This window comes from Photobacterium sp. BZF1 (genome assembly GCF_014349205.1).
Taxonomy (GTDB): Bacteria; Pseudomonadota; Gammaproteobacteria; order Enterobacterales; family Vibrionaceae; genus Photobacterium.
In genome coordinates this window covers 25,201-48,698 of sequence record NZ_JACSOF010000032.1, presented here as the reverse complement: position 1 = coordinate 48,698, position 23,498 = coordinate 25,201, and the positions used below count along the sequence as shown (strand labels likewise).

Here is a 23,498-nt window from a genome sequence, read left to right as displayed (position 1 = left end):
GTTCATGGTTCGTCTCCAAGTCTTACCGGTAAGGTAAGGTCTTAGAGGTTAGTGTATGGAATCAAAGGGCTCTGCCGCGAAGCGGCTTGGTTCAACAAATTGTTCAAGCAGACAGCCAACAGTCGGTGATATTGGTTTGAATTGAGTTTAGAAATATAACTGACTAATTTTTGTCCACTGGTGCGGCAGGGCCGTTCCTGGTAAACACACCTTTGCCCCATTCCTTACCAGCAACACTCAGCGTCACAAATCACCGTGAGGTTGTTTGGCCTACTTTTCTAATCTGGATTTCTCTTGCCGAGAACGCTACAACGTTCAGCGATTAACTCTCTCAGTCACAGATGGCTAAGATCGGAAATAAAGTACTTGTTCTAAAAGAGAAATAACGCCCCGGGCTCTAAGCTTAGTGGTATAGGCTTCATGTTGACAGTGTCCAGTTTAGTTTGGACGCAGGATGATCCGGACGCATAAGGCAGACATCATGGTCTCGCATTACCTCTACGCACTCTAGCTCTTTAGGGTGGTGATGAACTTGGATCCAAATTCAACCATACTGATACCAAAATCAATATCTCGCTTTAACAAGCGCTCAAATGTCCCCTCATTTTTTTAATACGAAGCTCGACTTTCTTGAGCTGGGTTTCGTTTAATAGTCTCTATCTATAATGTCTTTGATTCACAGATAGATATTTCCTATCAAATCAATTGGAAGGTCCAATTTCACAATTTCCTAGGGTCATTGCATTATATCTCCATCGACGCGGGGCAGCGTCAAATCGAATAGATGAGAAAGAGAGTTAGACAATGATCAATACAGAAATCAAACCATTTCAGGCGACTGCATTCAAAAACGGCGAGTTTGTAGAAATTACAGAACAAAATGTTAAAGGTAAGTGGGCTGTATTCTTCTTCTACCCAGCAGACTTCACGTTTGTATGTCCAACAGAGCTTGTTGACCTTCAGGAAAAGTACGCAGAGCTTCAGTCTCGTGGCGTAGAGGTTTACTCAGTATCAACTGACACACACTTCTCTCACAAAGCGTGGCACGACACTTCAGACAAGATTGGTACTATCGAGTACTTCATGGTAGGTGACCAGACTGGCACTATCACTAACAACTTCAATGTAATGCGTGAAGGTCAAGGTCTTGCAGACCGTGCTACTTTCCTAATTGACCCAGAAGGTGTTATCCAAGCGATGGAAATCACTGCTGAAGGTATCGGCCGTGACGCTGAAGACCTACTACGCAAGGTTAAAGCTGCACAGTACGTAGCTGCTAACCCAGGCGAAGTTTGCCCAGCTAAATGGAAAGAAGGTGAAGAAACTCTAGCACCATCTCTAGACCTAGTTGGTAAAATCTAAGATCTACTGAATAGCGGACACTGTTCAGTTTGATAGGCACGCTTTGCTTTCCTCCTAAAGGGCTAGGCGTGCCGCTCCCCAAACAGGCTAAACGCAGCCGATAGAAAATCCACCCCACAAAATGTTTGCCGACTTGCGCCCCTTTTATTTTCCTTTTAAGCAAGAAGGTATTGGTCAATACCAAAAACAGAATTTAAGAGTAGGCACAATTATGTTAGATCAAGCAATGAAGCAGCAGCTTAAGGCATACCTAGAAAACCTAAAAACAGATGTACAACTTGTACTTAGCCTTGATGGCAGTGAAACCGCTAACAAGCTTCAGGCTTTGGCAGATGATATCGCGTCTCTAACAAACAAAATTATCGTCACCCGTGATGACAGCGCCAGCTCGCGCCAGCCAATCATGCAGGTGGTGAACCAAGAAAAAGGTACTGCCATTGGCTTTGCCGGCCTACCGATGGGACATGAGTTTACCTCTCTGGTACTTGCCCTGCTACATAGTGGTGGTCACCCAATTAAGCTTGATGCCGAAACCATTGAGCAAATAAAAGATCTCGGCCAGCCGCTAAACGTTGAAATCTTTATTTCGCTATCGTGCCAGAACTGCCCTGAGGTAGTACAAGCATTCAACATGATGTCAGCAATCAATCCGCTAATTAAAACGACCATGATTGACGGCGCAGCATTCCAGGACGAAGTGAAATCTCGCGACATCATGGCCGTGCCAAGCGTGTTCATTAATGGTGAACTCTTTGGCCAAGGCCGAATGTCACTGGCAGAAATTCTCAACAAAGTAGATTCTGGTGCTGCAGAGAAGAAAGCAGCTAACCTTAGCAAGCAAGAGCCATTTGACGTTCTTGTTGTTGGCGGTGGTCCTGCGGGTTCTTCAGCAGCTATCTACGCTGCGCGTAAAGGCATTCGCACAGGTGTTGTAGCCGAGCGTTTCGGCGGCCAGGTTATGGATACCATGGCTATAGAAAACTTTATTTCGGTGAAGGCGACAACTGGTCCTAAGCTAGTTGCTAGCCTAGAAGAGCACGTGAAAGAATACGGCGTTGAAGTCATGACTGAGCAGCGCGCAGCCAATATCATCGACGCAGAAGAAACAGCCGATGGTTATATCCATGTCGAATTAGAAAGCGGTGCTGTTTTGAAAACGCGCACAGTTATTACCAGCACAGGTGCTCGCTGGCGTGAAATGAACGTGCCGGGTGAACAAGAATACCGTAATAAAGGCGTTGCTTACTGCCCGCACTGTGACGGCCCATTGTTCAAAGGTAAGAAAACAGCCGTGATCGGTGGCGGAAACTCTGGTATCGAAGCGGCTATTGACCTAGCCGGTATCGTTGAGCATGTAACGGTTCTTGAATTCGCCGATATGCTTCGCGCAGACCAGGTTCTGATTGATAAAGCCAACGCAACACCAAACATCGATATCATCAAAATGGCACAAACTACGCAAGTGCTGGGTGATGGCAACCGTGTAACTGGCCTTGAGTACAAAGACCGTAACACCGATGAACTGAAGCAAATCGAACTGGCAGGTATTTTCGTTCAAATCGGACTGATGCCAAACAGCGAATGGCTAAAAGGAACGAAAGTAGAGCTTTCTCCTCGCGGTGAAATCGAAATCAACGCACACGGCGCCACATCAATGAAAGGTGTGTTTGCAGCAGGTGATGTAACAACCGTACCTTACAAGCAAATCATTATTGCAATGGGCGAAGGTGCTAAAGCAAGCCTAGGTGCTTTCGACCACTTAATCCGTAACCCTGCACCAGCAAAGGTAAAGGTTCCTGAAACTGCATAACGGCTTAACTAGCTTAAAAACTGCCAGCCTTTTGTTGAAAAGAGCACGTGTTGAATTGAAGAAAAGCCACTTCGGAGCAATCAGAAGTGGCTTTTGTATCTCGAAAAAAAGTGATCTACACCAGCTAGACTGGACACTTCACGAAGCGACTTTCTGATGTTAAAAGTTATCCGTATTTTTCTAATTTAAATGATTACTCTAAGAAGGTTTTGCCCCAAAACTTCTCAGGACCTGTAAGGTAGCACCTGAGCAGTACACCAATGGATTAAGTTAATCTAATCCGTACTCTGTTCTCTTATACGGGATTTTTCGGTAATTCGACTCCATAACTGTATGCTTATTCACATAAAAGCTTGATACCATTTGATTTTCTAATAAATGGCAGCAACATAGACGGAATGCAAAGACGGAAACAGTTCGTCTATAAGGCGTTAGGCGACTTCATAAGGACCGTGCCAGTGAAACACAAGTCTATCCGAAGCGACAATGGCGTGGTGCATTACTGGACTGAAGGGCGGGCCGCTCCGTGCATTCTTTTCAGCCATGGCGCCACTATGGACCATCAGTTGTTCGAGTGGCAGGTGGAATATTTTTCCAGCCAGTACAAAGTGATTGTTTGGGATTCGCCTGCGCATGGACAATCCCGCCCATATTCAGACTGTAGCCTTGAAAACGCTGCAAGTGAATTGGTGAGAATACTGGATCAGGAGCAGGTTCAAAGCGCTCATCTGGTAGGCCAATCAATGGGTGGTTACATCAGCCTAATCACCGCTCGCAGCTTCCCTGAGCGCGTCTCAAGCTTTACTGCTGTGGGTTCCAGCCCATTGCAGGCATCCTACTATTCGACCTTTGACTACTGGATGCTCTCGATTGCACCGCCTCTTCTTAAGCTTTACCCCCACTCCAGCCTGATCAAAACAATCAGCGAGAATGTGGCCATTAGCGCGGCAGCAATGGACTATGCACTCAAAACGCTGAAAACGTACTCGAAAGACGAAATCGCAAAAATAATGAAAGCCGTGTATCGGGGTGTAAAAGCTTATGGCGAGTGCGATCCACTGCCGATCCCTGTATTAATCACCTATGGAGCAAATGAGAAGACGGGAAAAGTTGAAGCCTACTCGCAGGAATGGGCCGAAAGAGAGAATAGGCCACTTAAAGTTATTTCTAACGCAGCGCACAATGCAAATATGGATAACCCTGATGAGTTCAATAGTGTTCTGGAAAGCTTTTTGAGTGAGTTAGAGAAAAAGGCATAGCCCAGGCGCAAGCAGTATGTAGACACGGACTCATCGTCTAACAAGCGCATGCAGTCGGACATCCAAAAGGCGACGCCATTTGGATACCCGACAGTTACACAAAATTATTTACAGGGTCCGTTAGCTTTAGCAATAATCGAAAATACATTAAATAATTCACCATAATTATTCCGTAAATATATAGGCCAACTTCCATTTAATCAGTTGGCCTATATGAGAGATAGATTCCTATAATTTATATAAGAAAAATTACAACTCTATTTATCAGAGTTTAGTAATTGTCCCATCAATACTAATTTCGATTTCATCACCATCTGTTAGCTCTTTGACTAAGAGATCAAATGGGAACTCGATGAGAGGTATACTTGGTCCGTACCATTCTTTTGAAATAAATATACCAATAGCCACCAATGGGTCTGGGTTCTCAACAATAACAGCTAATGGGCCATTTTGTTTTCGAACTAAATCAATATATGGCAACGGAGCATGCGTAGATCCAACCTCAGCAGGAAAAATCAGAATCTTTCCAGCAAGATCAATACCATTCCATGGGTGCTGCCAGTCATAACACACGGCTTCATGTCCTGGACGAAAGTTTTCCTCCTTTGTCCAAGCTGCTACTCCATTAAAGCCTTTATCAGAAATAATTACAGGACCGACAACTGTCCCTTCAACCAGTACGCCACCTTGACCGAGTACTTTAGACATATTCATTCTCCTCTATTTAACACCAGCCACTCGAAGCGTATCTTCGGTTGACGCAAATTCTGCCCCAGCAAGGTAATAGTGTAATTTTCCACTGTCCGTCAGTACATTTTGCAGACTCTTCTCTCGTGCAGTCAGATAAGTCAGTGGACATGCTGGCACTATTTCAATACCTGCCAATTGAAGTTGTTCATACTGTGGGTAATGTTTAAGAAGCTCAAAATCGCGAGGCATCATGCTAAACAATGTACGTTTCTTTACAAACTTACCGATAAAGTTCGGTGCCAGATCTAATACTTCTTTCAATGTCATTTGCGGACAGCCATAAACGATCACATCCGTTTTATCTAATACCTGCTTTGTAGAACGCATAGCATCAAGATCAGATTGTGTAACTTTAATGATCTCTTTAGGTTGGTGACCATCGAATACTGTCTTCAAATCAGGGGCTTCTGGTGTCACACCTTCAATATGAACAAGTCGAGCCGCACCCGTAGAGTTTGCTGCCGATAGCAAGTGTTTTAATTGGTATTTATCAAAGTCATGATGGGTAATTACCGGCGTTCTGTCGACGGCTCTCTTACCAACAAACAGCCCTAGTGCATCCGGGTCAGGGTTATTTAGGCTACTGATATCAAACAATACTTCACCAACTCGATTTTCATCGAGCAATAAACCAAACTCTGGAGTGTAACCACTGATCGATTGATAAAAATCCGTCAAAACACCCCAGATATTTGTACGAGCACCAAATACAGAATTCATGTAAACAACAACGGATGACTCGCCGCAAGCGCCAATAGAACCGAACTCTGGCATATTTTCTTCAAAGTAGGCAGCACACGAATAGTTTTGAATCACACCTAGCTTTGACATGCATTCTTCATGGTGGATCTGTGGACGATAGAGGCTACGATTTAAAAATGAAAACTCACGACCGGGATGAGGGTTTGTCGTCGTAGGCACTTTCACCCTGCAACCCTCTTCTACCAGCTTATCCAGTAGCTCGTAATAACCAGTAAATGGTGCAAGGGCAAACGTACCCGTAATATGACCAAAAGTCGTTGGTACCATGCGGGTAGCCCCCATGGTCTCACCAATATCTAGCATGGTTTGAAAACATTTCGCGACCATCTTTCCTTGCTTTCCGGCAAGGATATCTTGCTGTTCATCATTTAGCTTGATTACAGACTTTTTATAGTTGCTCTTATACACAACCGCTCTCCCAATATTATTAATTTAAACCTAACGGATTTTTCGACAATTTGACTAATCTGCGTTATAAATTGCATCACGCCCTTCACGCACAACTCTTAAATTTCTTGGAGCGTCATGAGGGAAGGTAATCGCTTCAATATAAGAAAGCTCATTTGTATTTTTACGAGCCATTTTCAAAGCTTCAGAAAGCTCTAACGTTGTCTTTACTTGTCTAACCATTGCATTGTTTGCACCAAACGCTTTTGGAAGGTAAGTGTAATTCCACGTTGCAATGTCATTAAAAGGGTCATCCATATCGTCGGCCAGATAGCGTTCAATTGTATAGCCTGCATTATTTAGCAAGAACACAATGGTATTGCATCCAAAGCGACTCATTTGGCCAATTTCTTGTGTCGTCAACTGATGAGAGCCATCACCAGTAAGCAAAATAACCCTACGGTTTTTAGCTGCGATAGATGCACCAAAGGCCGCTGGCGTCGCCCAACCTATCGACATCCATAGGTTTTGCCCCAATAGATCAACACCTTTGGGAAGTTTGCATTCCATTAAACCAAATGCGATTGAGCCGGTTTCACACACAACAATATCGTTTGGTTCAATAAACTGTTGTAAGTGTTGATACATATTATCTCCACAAATATTCTCATCACTGTCAGCAGGCATACCAATAGAAGAAGGAACCTGTTGAATATTTCCTTGTCTCTTCTGAACACTTGATGAGAGTTGTGAGATAAAATCTTTCGCTTCGATATAATAACTGACGCCACCGAAGGTAGAATGCTCAGGCTGAATATCAATCGTAATGGTCGGATCAAGTTCAAAAGTGTAACCAGCGGTATTTTGATCACACATCAGTGCCCCTACAGAAATAATAAGATCGGACTCTTCAACTATTTTTTTAGTTTCTGGGTTTATTAATGAACCCACATAAGTCCCGATAAAATTAGGGTGTGTTTCATCAATCAATGATTTACCCATATTTAATGTAGTAACAGGCACATTGAGTGACTCTACAAGCGCTAAAAATTCTTCTGCTAACCCAAAGCGAATTGCTTTTGCATCACCAATCACAATCGGTTTCTTGGCCGACTCGATGAGCTTCAGTGCATGATGTACTGCTTCAACACTTTGCGTCGACGCAACTCTAGGCGTTGGTTCATCACTGTGATTGGCAGGAAAAACCACCGGCTGTAAGCACACATCAGCAGAAAGATTAATGTAAACTGGTTTCTTTGTTTTGACGGCTATTTCAATTAAACGATCAATTTCGGATACCGCGTTTTCTGCTGTTAGGCGAGTATGTGCGCCAACCAAGTGTGCGTGCGCCTTCTCAAAGTGTGAAAAGTCACCATCACCAAACGTATGATGGGATAAGCGTTTGGCATTTTGAACTGATGTCGCTGGGGAACCGACAATATGAAAAACAGGTACATTTTCTGAATAGCATCCAGCGATTGCATTAGCGGCAGACAATTCACCGACACCAAATGTTGTCACGACTGCCCCATAACCACGAATACGCGCATAACCGTCCGCTGCATAACCGGCGTTAAGTTCATTTGAACAGCCTATCCAACGAGTATTTTTATTACCCTCAATCGCTGTACAGATATTAAAATTGAAATCACCCGGTAGGCCAAAAAAATCATCAATATTTAGTTCATTGAGTTTCTTTACTAAATAATCTGCCACACTTATCAACATTGAAATGTCCTCTAATTATTTATAAACAAAAATTATTTACCTTCATATTTCAGTGGATGAGTAGACAAACTAACGGAAACGATATGAGTTAACTCACTGGCTTCAAACACTGACAAGCGACAATTTATCTATAATTTTTCAAACTAAACAATTCATTTTGCATGACTTGATCCATCAAAATATTAAAAAATCATAAGAAAAGACACCGATACAGAATGGCATTTCGTATATATCAAGAACCAAACCTTGCTAGTTAAGCAATTAGTTAGCTGAGTTTAGATAGTTTCAGGGGGTCGTAGGTTTAAGAGAGCTGGATATAGGTATAAATGTTAAGCGCGAATTCAAGTCACAAGTGCAATTTTAGGAAAGTCGCTAGCAAACTTTTGTCCATAAGTAAGCTTGAGTCATTAACAAATATCTGTGATTAACAAATATCGGTGTAGAGCGTTTCCTGCATGTTTTCTCTGCCTCGCGTGGTAGACAATAGAGCCGGTCTTGGTCACCGACAGTCATCCTATGCCAGCTGGCTAGGCTTAAGGCATTTGGGGCAGATATAGCCTTCTATGAGTGGCCAACTGACATTGCAGCTATAGCAATGGCGGATTTTGCCTTGACATGAGCGTGGAGTAAAGCCTTCAAGGCCAGTTTGGCTTTGTTGGGCTGCCTTATCATTATCATATTGTAGCATTTTGATACGGTACTCGAGTTTGCGCAGGGCGTGATCTTTGGCCTTGTTGAATCTCAGGTGATTAAGCCACGTTTTTGCTTCTAGATTGCACTCAATGTGCTCTTTTAGTAACGCTTTTAATGAGTCGCCATGCTTCATTGTGTTGGTGGTAAACTGCTCGTGTATGCGAGTTAGATCGATAGCGATAGCGCCAAAGGAGGAGTAGTTTTTGTCGAGCAGTTCAAAAGGTGCAGGGCGATCTGGATGTGTCAGATAGATGCAGAAATCAACACCTTTGACGGATCCCTTTACATCAACGACGACATTTTGGAAGTACTCTTCCAATTCAATATCTCCTAGGGTAATGCTACTGGCTGGGGTCACTTTGAATGTTTCGGCTAGGTACCCAACTGAGGCATACGCCTCTGCTAATACCGAATCGGTGTAAGAGGGCAAGCAGATACTCATTTCGGACTCGATGAGTTGCCGAGCCATCATTCTCACAGAATGATAAAAACTGTATTCACACTGGTTAGTGGTGTTTTCAAAAGTGTGCCTTGAGGCATGCCTGAAGTGCCAGGCTCTATCTTCCCCTTTGATAGCTTGGAGTTTTTGCGAACAACTGGGACAGACACAATGACAGGCTAAGCCTCTGTCTACCTCACTTACATCGACGAGTTCATTTGACTCCTCTGATAAGCCAAATGGGATAAGCGTCACTGCCATCTTTACTCTCCTTGAACGGTGTAGCTGTATTTTAAACGGCTGGCTTTCAATGGTAAACAAACCAACAAAGAGGAAAAGCCCAATCATTTGAATTGGGCTGGTAATAGTTAGATTGTCCAGCTCCGTGCTGACGGGGATGATCACCGTAACGCAGATTTGCCCCATTGTGTATATTGCTTTTATATATCTTTTTTGTACGTATATAAAAAAGAGGTAATTTAATAAACGATTGAAAAATCAATTAATTAACTCAGCCGTTAGACTCTTATATTGTTTTAACTAGAAAGAGCAGAAACTGCGGTTTTTCTAAATAAACCAATAGTTACCTATTCAATGGCACATCGTGGTCTGGTGCATAGACCAATGAGCTGACGTGCATCGGCAATGGTTATTATTCCGTCTTGATCTAAATCGCAACTCTCACCACAGACACTGTCTGCAACTGGGAGGTTTCTGTCATTAAGCAGTTGCAAGATATCACCTCTATCGACATCGCCATCCTGATCAATATCGCCAGGCTCAGCGACAAACACAGTAATTGGCTCCATAGACACCTTGAAGTCACCTTCATAGTCACCGTAGTTGAAAGTAACACCAGAGACAAAAGCCTCGGGATCATCAGGGGCAAGCTCTTCTGCTACTGAGATACCTTCAATCGTGAACTCTTCCACACCACTTGGAAACCAGTCGGTGAAATAGACTGGAGTTCCTGCGGTAAGCTCAACGATTTCGCCATTAAATCTCAGTTCAAAAGTTGCATCCCCACCTGGCAGTGGGCGCGGAATTGAAACAGAGGTGAACAAGGGGGCCTCATCGGTGGTGCGGGTGTAGTGATATCCAACCGCATAATCAGGATCGATGAAGCATCTTATGAGAGCACATTGAGTACCAATAGGTAGAATAATACTACCTTCTGAGTCCCCAGGTCTTGGTAAGATAGGTTTCTCTGGTGTAACCCCCTCTATGGGGTTAGCACGAAATAGTCGGGTAGTAGTTTTTGCTGTGATAGGGTCGAACACTTGTGCGACAAAAACAGCCTGACCTTGGTTATTCAATGATTTTGATTTGATTACATCGGCGTTAGGAATAGTAAAAGTGCCCACAGTCAACCCATTGATGATATCACCCGTTTCAATGACTGGAATATGGGGTTCTCGTGATGGGGAAATAAGATAAAAGCCATCTGCCTCACCTGTAGTATTGAGTTTATTAGCAGCAAATAGAACCTGATTGTACTTGTTGATAGATGTTTCACCTAAGAAACGGCGAAATTCTTCATTCCGCTCAATTAATGTGAAAGTACCTCCACCAATAATAAATGGATGATTATCAAGGAATGTAACTCTTATTTGTGACTCTTCAAACTGTTCACCATTGACTCCATTTATATTTACGCCGTAACTTACAGCACCATCATCATTTAAGCCTACGCTGGTAAAAAAATCACTAAACGTATTTCTTGCACCTAGAAAAATTCTGTGAAGAGATCTATCTCTAACATCAACAACATCAATTTCTCTACCACCATCGTTATTATTAATAGGAACAGCAGCTTGTCCGACATTATTGATAACAGCAGAGCCATTTTCATCTGTTCTTGCCACTAAGATAGTCGTAGTGTTTATACCATCTGCGATAACGATTTCACTACTTTGTGATAAGGCGACCTGATTAGCATTATTGATGTCAGCAGCCGTTTTGACATTAGTGCTGCTTTGTATCTGTTGGGTGATGTTACCATCATCGATCAGTGTTAAGGCTTGTAAGTTATCAATAAACTCAGTGAAGGCAATAACACCATTGTCATTGATCCCAACACCAGAATTTTGATTGATGTTGATGTTTGTGTTACTGCGAATAAGGGTTATATTATCGCCATTGCTCTGGTAGATAATTCTTTCGCCATTTTGAAAATTTTCAACAGTAAAAACCACATCACCAAGGTTGTTCATTGAGAATTCACGAAAAACGATCTCTGCAAAGTCCGGTATATCAAAATCTTCTTCGCTAGCAATTTCCACATAATCAAAAAAATCGTTGGCTTGGGCTGGGAAACTGAGTGCAGCGATAATAGATGCTGAGATAAGAGAACGAATCATAGTAACCTCCGTTAACAAGATTGCTTAATGAGCATTACGCTTTCGAATAAGTGGAATAAATAGCAGCATGAATAGCGCAAGATGGTGTGGTTCAGAAATGCTACTACCAGTATTGTCATTATTATTTACAGTTAATACTAATGGCGTAGTGTTAGCATCGAATAAGCGTCCTTCTGTGTTACTAAGTGCCAAAATATCTATATCTAATTGGGCGCTACCTGCTTGCTGCCCACTGAAGATTAGACTTCCTAATGAAAAAGAATCAGGTTGCGATAAATCGAGGTCAATATCAGAATCGAAGGATATTTCATACAGACTTACACTATTGCTAGAGATAGTAGAATCTTGGAGTGAACCTAAGCCGAACACATCAAGATCAGTACCAAATGTGACACTATCAAGGTCAAGAGTGGAACCATCGAAGCTAATCTCAATATCAAAAGCAGAAAGAGAAGGAGTGAAGCCAAAACCTAAGTCAGAGATAATGATATCTATGGCTGTGGCTTCGCCAACGTTAATTGTATCATCACTAGTCTCGAGACTTATCATGATGGCATTGGCTTTGGCTACAAATAACGAACTTAGTAGTAATATAAAAAAACTGCAAATAGCATTAACTGTTTTGATGGGCATAAATTTATTCTCACGCAGTATTATCTGTATACAATGTTTTAGCAATTAAAGTGCCAGTAATTATGCCTATGATTATATTTGTTTTTTTTAGATGTATTTTAAATAATGTAAAAAATATTGACAGGTTTATTATTAGCATAGGCTCATATTCATTAATGGTTAGCTTTTTAAATTCAAATACCTTGAGAGGAAATGTAGGGTAAAAAACTGACAATATAAATATACTCGATTACCACCGAACCTCAGCCAGTTTAAGTAGTCGTTGAGGCATCGGTGTTGTTTGAATACTTGTATAAATTAACTGTTCCAACATCTTTTCAAGATTAAAGCGCCGATTAAACTTAAAACAGAACTCAGCAAGGTATCTTGGAAGGTGCTTTTTGTTAATCGAGTGGTAGGTGCCGTGCATAGCATTTTTCACATTACTAATCATCGTGTTAACCCATTTGAAATAAGGTAATTCCACACAATCCGGTCCACCGCCAGTCACAATGGCGTGATGGAAACTCTCTGCCTCTTCAATACCGCGAAAACACGCAAGCCCATCTGAAATCACTAAGGATTTAGGTCTCAAGTGTGCTTTAGCCCACTGGATTAATTCCGCTTTTTTGAAGCCTTCAACAACGCTAAGCCGCATACGTATCGGATGCCCATCTTCATTCATCGAGATGGCTGCAACAAAAGGTCTTTTCCCTTTCGCACCACGCCCCCTTACACCACGCTTGACTCCTCCCCAGTAGGCATCATCTATCTGTACATAACCATCGAGAAGTGTTTCATCATCACGCTCTTTCATTGCCTGCATGAGTTTGTGTTTCATCCGCCAAGCCGTGTTGTAAGACACACCAAGTTGTCTGGATAACTCAAGAGCAGAAATACCATTCTTTTCCTGCGTTATTAAGTAGATAGCCAAAAACCACGTCGTTAAAGGTAACTTAGAGTGGGCAAACAGAGTGCCTGCAATCAATGAAGCTTGATGATGACATTTATTGCATTGGAACAAAGCTCGAGAATGCAATTTGCAATATTTATCATGATTGCAGTTTGGGCAGCGGAACCCAGAAGGCCAGCGCATATCAAACAAACGGCGCTCGCATTGTTCCTCCGTACCATATAATTTCATAAACCCATGTATTGAAATGCCTTTCTGGAACTGAACCTGATTCTTAGCCATGTTGGTTGTCTGATAAATGGAAGTAATTTCAGTATAGGTAATTTAGCTGAGCTTTAGAGGTAATCAGGTAAATATATATGATAATCATCACTGAGTTAAGATGAAAAAGGAGCCAAACGGCTCCTTTCATCAAGTTGTGTATTGCATTGAAAACGCTTAGCATTCCAATATGCATCTTCTGGACTATCTTCTCGTTCAGGCAGGCCTTGCTTAAGACGTGGTTTATCTAAGACGTCCATAAATAGATTAGGGAAAGAAAGTCACTCTATAGTGGCTGGATAAATTTGACCATACATTTGTACTGGGTGAGCGAATTTAGTAAATGCTATAACTCAGAAAACTGTCCAGACACGTGCTATCGGGGTAGATCATCGTAACGAAGTTCTGCCCCAAAACGTGCTAGCAGGATTTTCAATGAGGACTTCTGCCTTGATTTACCCCTAGCTAAGTTAATGGTTCAGTAAAATCGCTAACCTTGTCACATTCCAGCTCATGGCTTTACACCTTCTGTTGATATAGAAGAAGGTAATATATTGAAATATTCAACATACCACACAATACCTACATAAAAATCATGTATATTCATAAAGCTATGCCGCAGTGCTCTTGTAAGGCTGATGTGGAAAACAGTTAGTTTCGATATAAAACTGTCATGATTCATTAGAAAGAACCCGTGATTAAAGGAGTATGGAGTGAAATATAAAATTCCAGGGATAACACTATTTGTCACTTTGTCCTCTTGGCTATGTCAGCAATTGCTTGTGGATTTCGTCAATACTGAATGGGTAGATTTCCCTTGGTTTTGGCTTTTCTTGTTGTCTTTGTTTTTCGTTGTCGGTGTAGTTTACTCCGACCTCTTTAATGAACAGTCAAGATTGAAAAAATGGATTGATGAAAAAAGGCGTATATTCACAGTTGATCACTTTGTACTTGCGTCATTTGTGCCAAATGAAGAGGCGTCCCTCAAAGCAACTTGTGGTATAAATTTCTTGTCTCGAATGACTAATGTTCATATTACGATTCAAGTAGCTCAATATGTTTCAACTGAGCATGCAAAGAGTAAGTTTGTATTGTTTCAGGATAAGCTTGATCTCACCGATCAAAACCTTACCAAGAAATATATCTTTGCTACTTTCCCCAAACGTGCATCTCAAGGCGTAGCGATTGGTTATCCCTATTGGGGCGAGGACCCTGACAAAAGTTGGGCTGGAGATGGGATGCACGTAGTAACTCTAACTGCCCGATCTTCCTATAGAGTACAAAAAGAGCATTTTCTAATCAGTGCAATTCGTAATCCTGGAGGTGGCCCAGAGCCTGTACTTCTTTTTGGTGGTGAAGAGACTAAAGGCTTTCTCGAAATTATTGAGCCCATTGATTCAAAAAAAACTGTATAAGAGTGTTTCGCAACGCGTGTCATTTTTATTATGCGTTAAATTTTTGCTTAAGGTGGTAGCATCGGCTTTTATATTGAACTACGCACCTTAATTGGTATTATATTTTAAGGAGTTACTGTGGAGAGTCTTATTGCGACTGAAAAAATTATAGTGGCAGTTATTGGATTAATTAGTGGTGGTGTTGGCTCTTTATGTGCTCCTTGGGTTAACTGGGGGATCGATAAGCGAAGGTTGAGAAGAACTGCTAGATATAAACTAATTTCTTCTGCTAGAGAATATGTTGGTTCAAAACAATATGGCGTGCGCCAATATATAAAAAAAGATCACTACCATCAGCTAAGAAATGAGTTTAGTAAGTCAACAAAGTTGCAATTCGATGAAGCTCTGGAAAAAACAGAACATGGTGAAAATGTAGCTGATTACAGAGAAGATACAAGGCAGTTATTGCTGAAAGAAATTAGTAGAATTGAAAAAAGGTGGTATTTGATTTGAACATAATAGGCTATTAAGGTAGTGCGTAATACTTGACGGATTTGATATGGATTTCAGTGTACTTGGGTAGTTCGGCGGGCTATCCTTATGGTAAACGATACTCATACCAAACTTTATCCATAATATTCTAATTTAGTCATATAACTTACTCAGTTTTGTCCAACTGCGTGCTGACGGGGTAGATCATCGTAACGCACATCTGCCCCAATTAAGTGTGTCAGCAAGCTCAAAAATGTCAGAAGCCTACGAGGTCATTTGACCAACTAAATCTAATGCTGATAAGGTAAATCAGTACAGTAATCTAGCCAATTTTACTTAGCCACCGCGCCAATTAAGAGTATGGAGTTTCATATCAAACATCTATCATTTTTGCGCTGATATTGGGTTTGTCCCCCTACGTTCATGCATCAGTGCAAGCGACAAAACTTGCTTGTATGGCCGGAGCTTCTGCTGACATTGATGGAGCTAATAGTCACCGAAGTGACGCTTCTGGAATTAGGTTTTTATTAACCCTTCACAAAAAGGATGGCGCTATCACCTCGATAGGTCTCAAACATACAGGAGCTATGGAGGGATTTCCCACGATATCATTTAATTGCATTGGCGATAACGATATTTTCTCTTGCTCAAACCTGAGCAGCACTATTTGGTATTACCCTGAGAAAAATCATGGTGTCTATGCCTCTTTGGGAATTCGCCCGATTTTTGAGGAAAAACGAGCAAACACAGGTGGTATATTCAATTATTCCTGCTCAACTTTTTAGAAACTAAAGCTTCTTACTTACCACGACATAACAAAGCGGTAGACACGGAGGTTTTCTCATACTCCAATTAATTGGATCCTATCAAATTACGAAAATAGCCCAACTCATAAATGTCCTAGCTCAATCGTAGCTGCTAGCTCTTTACGTGCCTGCGCTTCACTAATTTTGGCCTCTCGAGGCTCGACATCCATGAGCAAGATATGTTCTGGAGTAAAGAAGATGAGTATGAATAGTCGGCATGGCCTGCGATTGATGGCGGCCATATTTATCAGCTCAACATTCCTTGGACAGAGTGCTTACACAGCAAACCACTCCGATGACAAGGACAAACTAGGCACCGTTCAATTTGCTACTTCTTTCAATTCAGACAGCCAGCCCAAGCTGGAAAAAGGGCTGGCTTTGCTGCATCACATGGCCTATGCCACTTTCATGGCGCCAGTTCCTAAGTACAAAATACAAAACGTTATTGCAGATACATTGCTTTTATCGTTGAGAGCCTTTATCCAGTTATTACCTAAATACTGGTCAATATGATAGGCTGATGATCAGACAGTGAGCAGTCTGTATCTACCCAAACCTGGCCTTTTAAGTCATCGCCAAGGGCAAAGAAATAGTCCCTCCGGTCTGCTCCGTTTGGCCATTGTTCAAGATCGTACACACCGCAGGTTGGCTGAGGGTTGCATTTGGCGAGATCATGCCAATGGCTGCGCTGCCTGAACTGCTGTAGATACTCCCCGCTGGTGTCAACGATATTGAAATCGCCACACAGTAAGCAATCTTCGGGTAATGCCAGTGGACGGTATAGCCCATCGGTTGCCTGACTCGGCGATTGGTTAAGCACTTTGGCAGAAAGAATAATATTCTCGATCTGTTCAAGTTGGCTATGACGCTGTTCGGCACAATGGAACTCAAGGTGGGTGGTTAACACGCGTAGGGGGCCCTTGGCTGTTTGTACGACTATCTCACCCACACAACGGGGCATATGCTGAAAGGCGTCACTAGATGCCGGCAACAGGCTATGATTTCGCCACTGTATAACAGGCAGCCTCGTAGCCAAGACATTACCAAAGGCTTTGGGCTGACTGCCTTGATAGTAGCTGATGGCAGGTAGAAGGTGCCAAGTATAGTCCTTAAGCTCATTCTGAAGCTGAACAAAATAGTGTTGATCCACCTCTTGAAGTGCAATCACATCGACATCGAGGTCATTGAGGTACTGGATCTGCGCGGTTTTTTTGTTGTTGCCGAAGGCATCAATCCCGTTTTGGATATTCCAACTTACGACTTGCATATTATTTAAGCCCTGCATTCATGAAGCTTTGCATAAACTGACGCTGGAACAACAAGAACATGGCCAGCAACGGGGCTATGGCAATTAAGGTGCCTGCGCTTAACACCCCCCAGTCGACCCCGACTTCAGGAGAGCCAAACAAGGCGAGGCCGACAGTGATCGGTCGGCTGCTTTCGGTATTGGTGATCACCAGTGGCCAGAGGAAATTGTTCCAGTGATGGCTGAGTGAAACTAGCGCATAGGCAAGGTAAGTCGGTTTAGCTAGTGGTACATAGACCTTGAGCAAGATCCCCATCCGGGATAACCCTTCGACACGAGCAGCATCTTCTAACTCCTGAGGAACCTGCATGAAAGCCTGGCGCAGAAGGAAGATCCCAAAGGCACTGGCAATATAAGGCATGGCGATCCCCCAGTAGGTATCGATAGCAGAAAAGCGTGCTACCATTAGGTAATTTTCAGTGATCAATGCCTCGGGCATTACCATCATCTGGATCAGTACAAAAGCAAAGACCCACTGCCGGCCTCGAAAGTCGACGCGGGCAAGCGCAAAGGCCGCCATCGTACACACCACTAACTGCAGGCTGAGCAACAGGCTCACGGTAGCAAAGGTGTTCAGCAAGTAGCGGACGAAAGGTGACATTTCCCAAGCTCGGCGGAAATTGTCCAGGGTCCACGGCGCGCTTAAATCAAAATAGATGGCATCCGAGCCTGAATGAAAAGCTGCCCAAAACATATATAGCAGCGGCATGAGCCACAGAAGGCCTAGTATCCAGGCAGCTATCTGATTAGATAGGCGTCCTATCGACACACTTCTTTGCAGCAGTGCTACCGATGTATGGCTGTTAATAGTAGGGGCAGTGACAGAATTCATCGGTAGTGTACTCGTTTGTGGCTAAGGGCAAACTGGATCGCAGAGCAGATCCCAAGCAGTAACAGTAAAACCAAGGTCAGAACAGCGGCATATGCCTCATCGAAGAAGGCAAATGCGGTCTCGTAGATGTAATACAGCAGTAAAGTACTGGCATTATTTGGCCCGCCTTTGGTGAGGATAAATAGGTGATCGACCACCTTGAAGGCATGGATCACAGCATTGATAAAGACAAATAATGTGGTCGGCCCCAATAACGGCAAGATAAACCGGCGGAGCCGGTAGAAATAGCTTGGTGCTTCTAGGCGTGCGGCATCATGCAACTCACTCGGGATCGCCTGAAGCGCAGCAAGGTAGAAAATCATAAAGAAGCCTGACTCCTTCCAGACAGCCAGCAACATCGTGGCCCACAGCGCTGTATCCGGGTCGCCCAGCCAATTAGCCCCTTGAATACCAAATACTGCGAGCACGCGGTTGAACAAGCCGATATTTGGTGAGTAGAAGAACATCCAGATATTAGCCGCAGCAACCATCGGTAGCATCGTTGGTAAGAAGAAAGAAAGGCGCAGCAAGCTGCGGCCAAGGAACTTTTCGTTCACCCACAGTGCCATCACCAGCGCCAGTATCATTGAGGCGGGTACAGTAACAAGGGCATACAACAGGTTGTTGGTGAGTGCACGCCAGAAAACAGGATCGTCTTGAAGATCGAGCAGGTTGTCTTGCAATGCAAAATAGGTCTCACCGGAATACGTTGTAGAAAATATGCTGTTATAGAAAGCGCTAAACGCTGGGAAATAGGTAAACGCGCTAAGCAGCACCAGCGCCGGTAAAAGTAGCAGGCATGCAAAAGCCGAGTTGGAGGAGCGGAACGAAGTTGACATAACAGTTATTGATGGCCTGAGACTGAAAGGATCAGGACGCAGTAAGGAGTCTCTTACTACGTCCTGCATGGGTTTATCCGCGGCTTGCACGACGCAGCAGGCGCTCTGCCTGACTTTGGGCACTGTTTAGCGATTCTTCAGCAGACGCCTGACCGGTCAATGTTGCCTGAATAGCATCGTCAAGCACGCGGCGTACACGCCCTGCTTCAAAGGTTGCCAACTCTGCAGTCGCAACATTCAGTTGGTCGCGAGCCACCAAGGCTTGAGGAACCTGTTTAGCGTATTCTTGTAGCTCATCGGTTGCGTATGCCGCCTCACTGTTACCGACATAGCCGGTCGCAATGCTCCACTGGGCACTGCGATCAGGTGAAGTCATAAACTTGACCAAACGGTATGCCGCCTCTTGCTCAGCATCGCTGCCACTGTTCATTAGGTAGAAGTTACCGCCACCCGTTGGTGAGCCAGGCTCAATACTGGCTGGAAGCTGGGCAACACCGACATCAAAGCTTGCCTGTTGCATCACGGCACTAAGGTTACCTGTTGTGTGCCACATCATCGCAGTATTTTGCTCTAGGAATTCTTGACGCAGAGTGCCCCATTCGATGGTACCAGTTGGCATCACCTCATACTTAGTACCAAGATCACGCCAGTATTGCAGTGCTTCAACCATTTTCGGTGAATTAAAGTTCACCTCTGTCCCTGCTTGGTTCATCAGGGCTTCACCTTGCTGCTTAGCAAACGCACCGAACATCCAGTACGGGTAACCGGTCGACGGTACCATCAGACCCCAGCGTTCAGTGTCTCCCTGATCATTTTTCTTCACCAGTTTGCCGGCTACCTTAGCCATTTCTTCCCACGTTTCCGGTGCCTTCTCTGGATCAAGGCCGGCTTCGCGGAAGGCGTCCTTGTTGTAGAACATGACGATGGTCGAACGCTGGAACGGAATGCCATAAGTTTGGCCTTCTAGTTGGCCGTTTTGCATCAGTGCTGGATAGAAGCTTTGAAGCCACTGCTTGTCCTCGTCTGTTTTTACAAAGTCGTCAAACGGGCGGATCACACCCCGGCGTTGTAACTCCAGCATGTCAATTGAAAACATGACGGAGGTTTGTACCGGTTCACCAGCATTGATAGCTGCCAATGCTTTAACGCGGGTGTCATCGTAGTTGCCAGCGTAGATTGCCGTGACATTAATATCCGGATTCGCAGCCTCAAAATCACCTACCATATTGTCAACTACCTGAGTCAACGGCCCGCCAACGGCGATAGGGTAATACATGGTGATGTCTGTGGTATCTGCCATGGCTTGTGTCATTGCCAAAGTAGCCAACAGTCCCAGTGCTGTGGTGTGTTTTTTCAGTTTCACTGTTCAATTCTCCGGTTGCGGAAAGCGCTTGCTTGACCCGCTAGGTTAAGGTGTTGGAATTGCCTGCTGTTTTGCAGAACAAAAATGGTGCAAATCCTGTTGCTCCCAGTTCACATGGAGAGGCTGATCTGTCTCGAACTGCTGATAACGGTCTACTTTGACAACGATCTGCTGCTCATCAGGCAGTGCGACTTTCAGTAGTGTGTTCTCGCCGTGGTAATCGGTATTTACTGCGCGGCAACGAATTCCACTATCAGACAGGCGTATATGCTCGGGGCGCACGCCCAGAAGGTTGTGATATTCCGGCAAGGTAAAAATATTCATTGCTGGCGAACCGATAAAGCGGGCCGTAAACGTATTTTTGGGTTGGTTGTAAAGTGTTCTAGGGGTGCCAACTTGCTGAATTCTCCCTTGGTTTAGCAAGACAATTCTGTCAGCCATCGACATCGCTTCGATTTGGTCATGGGTCACGTAGATAAGGGTCAAGCCAAGCTTCTTTTGAAGATTACGTAGCTCGCTACGCATTTCGGCCCGCAGCTTGGCATCGAGGTTGGACAGTGGTTCATCCATCAGGCAGATAGGGTGCTGACTAACAATGGCTCGAGCTAGAGCCACACGTTGCCTTTGTCCGCCACTTAGTTGGCTTGGTAGCTTATCCTGTTGGTCTTGCAGTGAAACCAGTTCAAGTGCCTCATCAAGACGCCGCTGACGCTCTTTGGCTTCAACCCTACGCGCCTTTAATCCAAACAAGATGTTTTCTTTCACGCTGAGATGCGGGAAGAGTGCGTAGGACTGAAACACCATCGATATACCGCGCTGTGAAGGAGCAAGCGCTGTCACATCGCGCCCTTCCACTGACATCTTGCCACTTGTCGCCGACTCAAGGCCGGCAATAATGCGCAGCAACGTTGATTTACCGCACCCTGAAGGACCCAATAAGGCAATGAACTCGCCGCGTTCTATGGATAGCTCTATATCCTGTAGTGCTTGGAAATCACCAAACTCTTTATTTAGCGCTTTGAGAGTTAGATAGCTCATAGGCCGTCTCCTATCAGTTGAAGCTCAACGTTATGCTGCTGGCAGAGTTTGGCCAGTTCGGGGGAGTTACAATCGGTATAGAGGGCATCAATTTGGTCAAGGGTAGCTACACACACACTGGCACTGCGCATAAACTTACTAGCGTCCGCCAGCAAAAGGTTTCGTTTACTATTTCGAAGCATGGTACGTGTGAGCTCGGCCTCGTCATGCTGGAACTCAAGTAGTTCACCCTCAGCAGAAATCCCAGCGATACCGCAGATAGCAAGATCGGCACGAAACGATTGTAAAAAGTTTTGAGCTGGCAGGCCGCTGAGATCGTGGTGCTGTTGACGTAACCGCCCACCGCTCACCCAGGTATCGATATTTGGGAACTGGGTTAGGCTTAATGCAGCGTTCAGGTTATTAGTGACGACTGTCAGGCTAATCTCTTTGGGCAGAGATTCAATCAACTGTACCACCGTTGAACCATACCCAAGAAACAGAGTACTTTCCGGCTCAATAACCCTAACTGCAAATTGGCCAATTTGCTGCTTTATCGCAGTGTTAGTGCCTAATCGAGTCGCTATATTCTGATTGTTCATTGCAGGCGGCAGGGTAATGCCCCCGTGCTGTTTACGCGCCAGGCCCAGTTCACAAAGGGCATTGATATCGCGACGGATCGTTTGAGGTGTCAGCAAATACTGTTTTGCTAACTCTTCAGTGGAAATGAACCCTCGTTCATTTAGTTTTTTCAAAATGGCTTGTTGGCGCGTCTCTAGAGTCATATTCGTATGAACTTGATTTTAAATTCAAATGAATCGTAAGCCCCGAAAAAGACAGAGGAATTACTGATGGGTTACAAATATGCTGCTGTTTTATAACGTTTTTGTGTTGACTTAGTGCGCGTGTTTAGCTGGTTGCTTAAGGGAGATGTTCAGTAAACCGATTTACTTGTGCTTATTTAGGGGCTTAGCTATGATGTAGCGCAGTAAATTACCCCCGAAAATGACTCGAGTTTTGTATGAAGAAGGTACGCATAGTCGATGTTGCGACCCATGCGGGAGTGTCTAAAAGCACTGTGTCACAATATCTTAATGGCCGTTACAGCCATATGTCAGAAGAGACAAAGCAAAAGATCAAGGCTTCTATCGCTGAGTTGAACTATGTGCCTAACCCCATCGCACGTAGCTTGAAAGCTGAGAAAACCCACACCATCGGCGTGGTGGTGCGTGATATCACTGGTTACAACACCAGCCGGGTATTGAGGGGGATCGATGACTACTGCAAGAAACATAATTACAACGTATTAATCTACAACAGCGATTTCGATGCTGCTGCAGAAAAGGGGGCGCTACAGTCTCTGAAACAACTTTGTGTTGACGGCATAATCATTACATCTTCAGGCCACAACTCCGAACTGATCAATGAACTGATGGGGGCTGGAATGCCTGTGGTTCAGTTTCAACTCGAATACCCTAACTGCAGAAGCCATATCGTTACCTCGGATTACCAAAACGCTGCATTTAAGGCGACCGAGCATTTGATCAAACTCGGTCACAAGCGTATCTGCTTCATGGCGCAGGAATTTACTAACAGCTATTCGCGGCGGGAACGATACCAAGGGTATCTTGATGCGCTGGATAAACATGGAATAGAAGCCGACGATACACTACTGCATTTTTGGCAACGTGAGAGCGGCTTTGCAAAAGACCCGGTAGAGTTACTGCAAACAGATAACCCGCCGACAGCGATATTCAGTCAGCACTTGGCGATTACGACTGATTTGTTGAAGGCTTACCGCAACGCTGATATTGCTATTCCGCAGCAGGTTTCGATCATCGGCTTTGATGAGATCCCTATGGTTGAACTTTTCAAAGTGCCAGTCTCGGTGATTAAGCAGGATTCCTACCAAATCGGGCATGAAACGGCCAAGCTTGCTATCCAGGCAATCAAAGGTCAGTTAGACAGCCCTGAGCACACGGTCGTGGCCTGTGAGTTCATCGAGCGGCAGTCAACTTGCGCGATAAGAGCTGCGGATAATGCAAAAACAAAAAGGTCACCTATTTGTAGGTGA

Annotated in this window: 21 protein-coding genes; 8 read left to right on the top strand and 13 right to left on the bottom strand. The window is 44.1% G+C overall.

The window, feature by feature from the left end; genetic code table 11:
- Positions 1-804 precede the first annotated feature (804 nt).
- The 3 genes from ahpC to BIZ37_RS09375 all read left to right on the top strand — a co-directional run bounded on the left by ahpC (position 805) and on the right by BIZ37_RS09375 (position 4,431).
- The gene (gene ahpC / locus BIZ37_RS09385; protein WP_107300536.1) at positions 805-1,362 is read left to right on the top strand and encodes an alkyl hydroperoxide reductase subunit C; all 558 of its coding nucleotides are present in this window, start codon (positions 805-807) and stop codon (positions 1,360-1,362) included.
- A gap of 211 nt (positions 1,363-1,573) precedes the next feature.
- Positions 1,574-3,172, top strand: coding sequence for an alkyl hydroperoxide reductase subunit F (gene ahpF, locus BIZ37_RS09380; protein ID WP_187461277.1), 1,599 nt, complete (start codon positions 1,574-1,576; stop codon positions 3,170-3,172).
- 458 nt (positions 3,173-3,630) lie between these two features.
- Positions 3,631-4,431 (top strand): alpha/beta fold hydrolase, encoded by an 801-nt coding sequence (locus tag BIZ37_RS09375; protein WP_187461276.1) that lies wholly within the window; start codon positions 3,631-3,633, stop codon positions 4,429-4,431.
- A gap of 264 nt (positions 4,432-4,695) precedes the next feature.
- Here the strand turns inward: BIZ37_RS09375 and BIZ37_RS09370 are convergent, their stop codons facing one another.
- The 7 genes from BIZ37_RS09370 to BIZ37_RS09340 all read right to left on the bottom strand — a co-directional run bounded on the left by BIZ37_RS09370 (position 4,696) and on the right by BIZ37_RS09340 (position 13,357).
- The gene (locus tag BIZ37_RS09370) at positions 4,696-5,139 is read right to left on the bottom strand and encodes an aconitase X swivel domain-containing protein (RefSeq protein ID WP_187461275.1); all 444 of its coding nucleotides are present in this window, start codon (positions 5,137-5,139) and stop codon (positions 4,696-4,698) included.
- Between the two features lie 12 nt (positions 5,140-5,151).
- On the bottom strand, positions 5,152-6,351 hold the full coding sequence (locus BIZ37_RS09365) for an aconitase X catalytic domain-containing protein (RefSeq protein WP_187461274.1): 1,200 nt from the start codon (positions 6,349-6,351) through the stop codon (positions 5,152-5,154).
- A gap of 54 nt (positions 6,352-6,405) precedes the next feature.
- On the bottom strand, positions 6,406-8,058 hold the full coding sequence (locus BIZ37_RS09360) for an alpha-keto acid decarboxylase family protein (protein ID WP_187461273.1): 1,653 nt from the start codon (positions 8,056-8,058) through the stop codon (positions 6,406-6,408).
- A gap of 514 nt (positions 8,059-8,572) precedes the next feature.
- On the bottom strand, positions 8,573-9,451 hold the full coding sequence (locus BIZ37_RS09355) for a hypothetical protein (protein ID WP_187461272.1): 879 nt from the start codon (positions 9,449-9,451) through the stop codon (positions 8,573-8,575).
- A 326-nt stretch (positions 9,452-9,777) separates the two neighbouring features.
- Positions 9,778-11,550, bottom strand: a complete 1,773-nt coding sequence (locus BIZ37_RS09350; RefSeq protein ID WP_187461271.1) for a hypothetical protein — start codon at positions 11,548-11,550, stop codon at positions 9,778-9,780.
- 24 nt (positions 11,551-11,574) lie between these two features.
- Positions 11,575-12,183, bottom strand: a complete 609-nt coding sequence (locus BIZ37_RS09345; protein WP_187461270.1) for a hypothetical protein — start codon at positions 12,181-12,183, stop codon at positions 11,575-11,577.
- 229 nt (positions 12,184-12,412) lie between these two features.
- A complete protein-coding gene (locus tag BIZ37_RS09340; RefSeq protein WP_187461269.1) occupies positions 12,413-13,357 on the bottom strand; it encodes an IS1595 family transposase in 945 nt (314 codons plus the stop codon).
- Between the two features lie 692 nt (positions 13,358-14,049).
- On the opposite strand from BIZ37_RS09340, the gene BIZ37_RS09335 reads away from it, so the two are divergent.
- From BIZ37_RS09335 to BIZ37_RS09320, 4 genes are all read left to right on the top strand, one after another.
- The gene (locus BIZ37_RS09335; protein WP_187461268.1) at positions 14,050-14,751 is read left to right on the top strand and encodes a hypothetical protein; all 702 of its coding nucleotides are present in this window, start codon (positions 14,050-14,052) and stop codon (positions 14,749-14,751) included.
- A gap of 117 nt (positions 14,752-14,868) precedes the next feature.
- Positions 14,869-15,243: a hypothetical protein gene (locus BIZ37_RS09330; protein ID WP_187461267.1), complete on the top strand. Its 375-nt coding sequence runs from the start codon at positions 14,869-14,871 to the stop codon at positions 15,241-15,243.
- Between the two features lie 410 nt (positions 15,244-15,653).
- On the top strand, positions 15,654-16,007 hold the full coding sequence (locus BIZ37_RS09325; protein ID WP_187461266.1) for a hypothetical protein: 354 nt from the start codon (positions 15,654-15,656) through the stop codon (positions 16,005-16,007).
- A gap of 219 nt (positions 16,008-16,226) precedes the next feature.
- On the top strand, positions 16,227-16,541 hold the full coding sequence (locus BIZ37_RS09320; RefSeq protein WP_187461265.1) for a hypothetical protein: 315 nt from the start codon (positions 16,227-16,229) through the stop codon (positions 16,539-16,541).
- Here the strand turns inward: BIZ37_RS09320 and BIZ37_RS09315 are convergent.
- Genes BIZ37_RS09315 through BIZ37_RS09290 form a run of 6 tightly spaced genes read right to left on the bottom strand, consistent with a single transcriptional unit; the run spans position 16,522 to position 22,209 of the window.
- Positions 16,522-17,295 carry an endonuclease/exonuclease/phosphatase family protein gene (locus BIZ37_RS09315; RefSeq protein ID WP_187461264.1) on the bottom strand — a complete coding sequence of 258 codons (774 nt, stop codon included), beginning with the start codon at positions 17,293-17,295 and terminating at the stop codon, positions 16,522-16,524. The two genes, BIZ37_RS09320 and BIZ37_RS09315, sit on opposite strands and share 20 nt — an antisense overlap.
- Before the next feature lies 1 nt (position 17,296).
- Positions 17,297-18,166 (bottom strand): carbohydrate ABC transporter permease, encoded by an 870-nt coding sequence (locus BIZ37_RS09310; protein WP_187461263.1) that lies wholly within the window; start codon positions 18,164-18,166, stop codon positions 17,297-17,299.
- Entirely contained in the window at positions 18,163-19,113 is a 951-nt protein-coding gene (locus BIZ37_RS09305; RefSeq protein WP_255526717.1) for a carbohydrate ABC transporter permease, read from the bottom strand. Before BIZ37_RS09305 ends, BIZ37_RS09310 begins: the two co-directional genes overlap by 4 nt.
- Positions 19,114-19,117: 4 nt before the next feature.
- Entirely contained in the window at positions 19,118-20,407 is a 1,290-nt protein-coding gene (locus tag BIZ37_RS09300; RefSeq protein ID WP_370577324.1) for an ABC transporter substrate-binding protein, read from the bottom strand.
- Positions 20,408-20,452: 45 nt separating this feature from the next.
- Positions 20,453-21,445: an ABC transporter ATP-binding protein gene (locus BIZ37_RS09295; protein WP_187461261.1), complete on the bottom strand. Its 993-nt coding sequence runs from the start codon at positions 21,443-21,445 to the stop codon at positions 20,453-20,455.
- Positions 21,442-22,209, bottom strand: coding sequence for a DeoR/GlpR family DNA-binding transcription regulator (locus BIZ37_RS09290; protein ID WP_187461260.1), 768 nt, complete (start codon positions 22,207-22,209; stop codon positions 21,442-21,444). The genes BIZ37_RS09295 and BIZ37_RS09290 overlap by 4 nt, the downstream gene beginning before the upstream one ends.
- Before the next feature lie 236 nt (positions 22,210-22,445).
- Between BIZ37_RS09290 and BIZ37_RS09285 the strand changes: the two genes are divergently transcribed.
- Positions 22,446-23,498 (top strand): LacI family DNA-binding transcriptional regulator, encoded by a 1,053-nt coding sequence (locus BIZ37_RS09285; RefSeq protein WP_187461259.1) that lies wholly within the window; start codon positions 22,446-22,448, stop codon positions 23,496-23,498.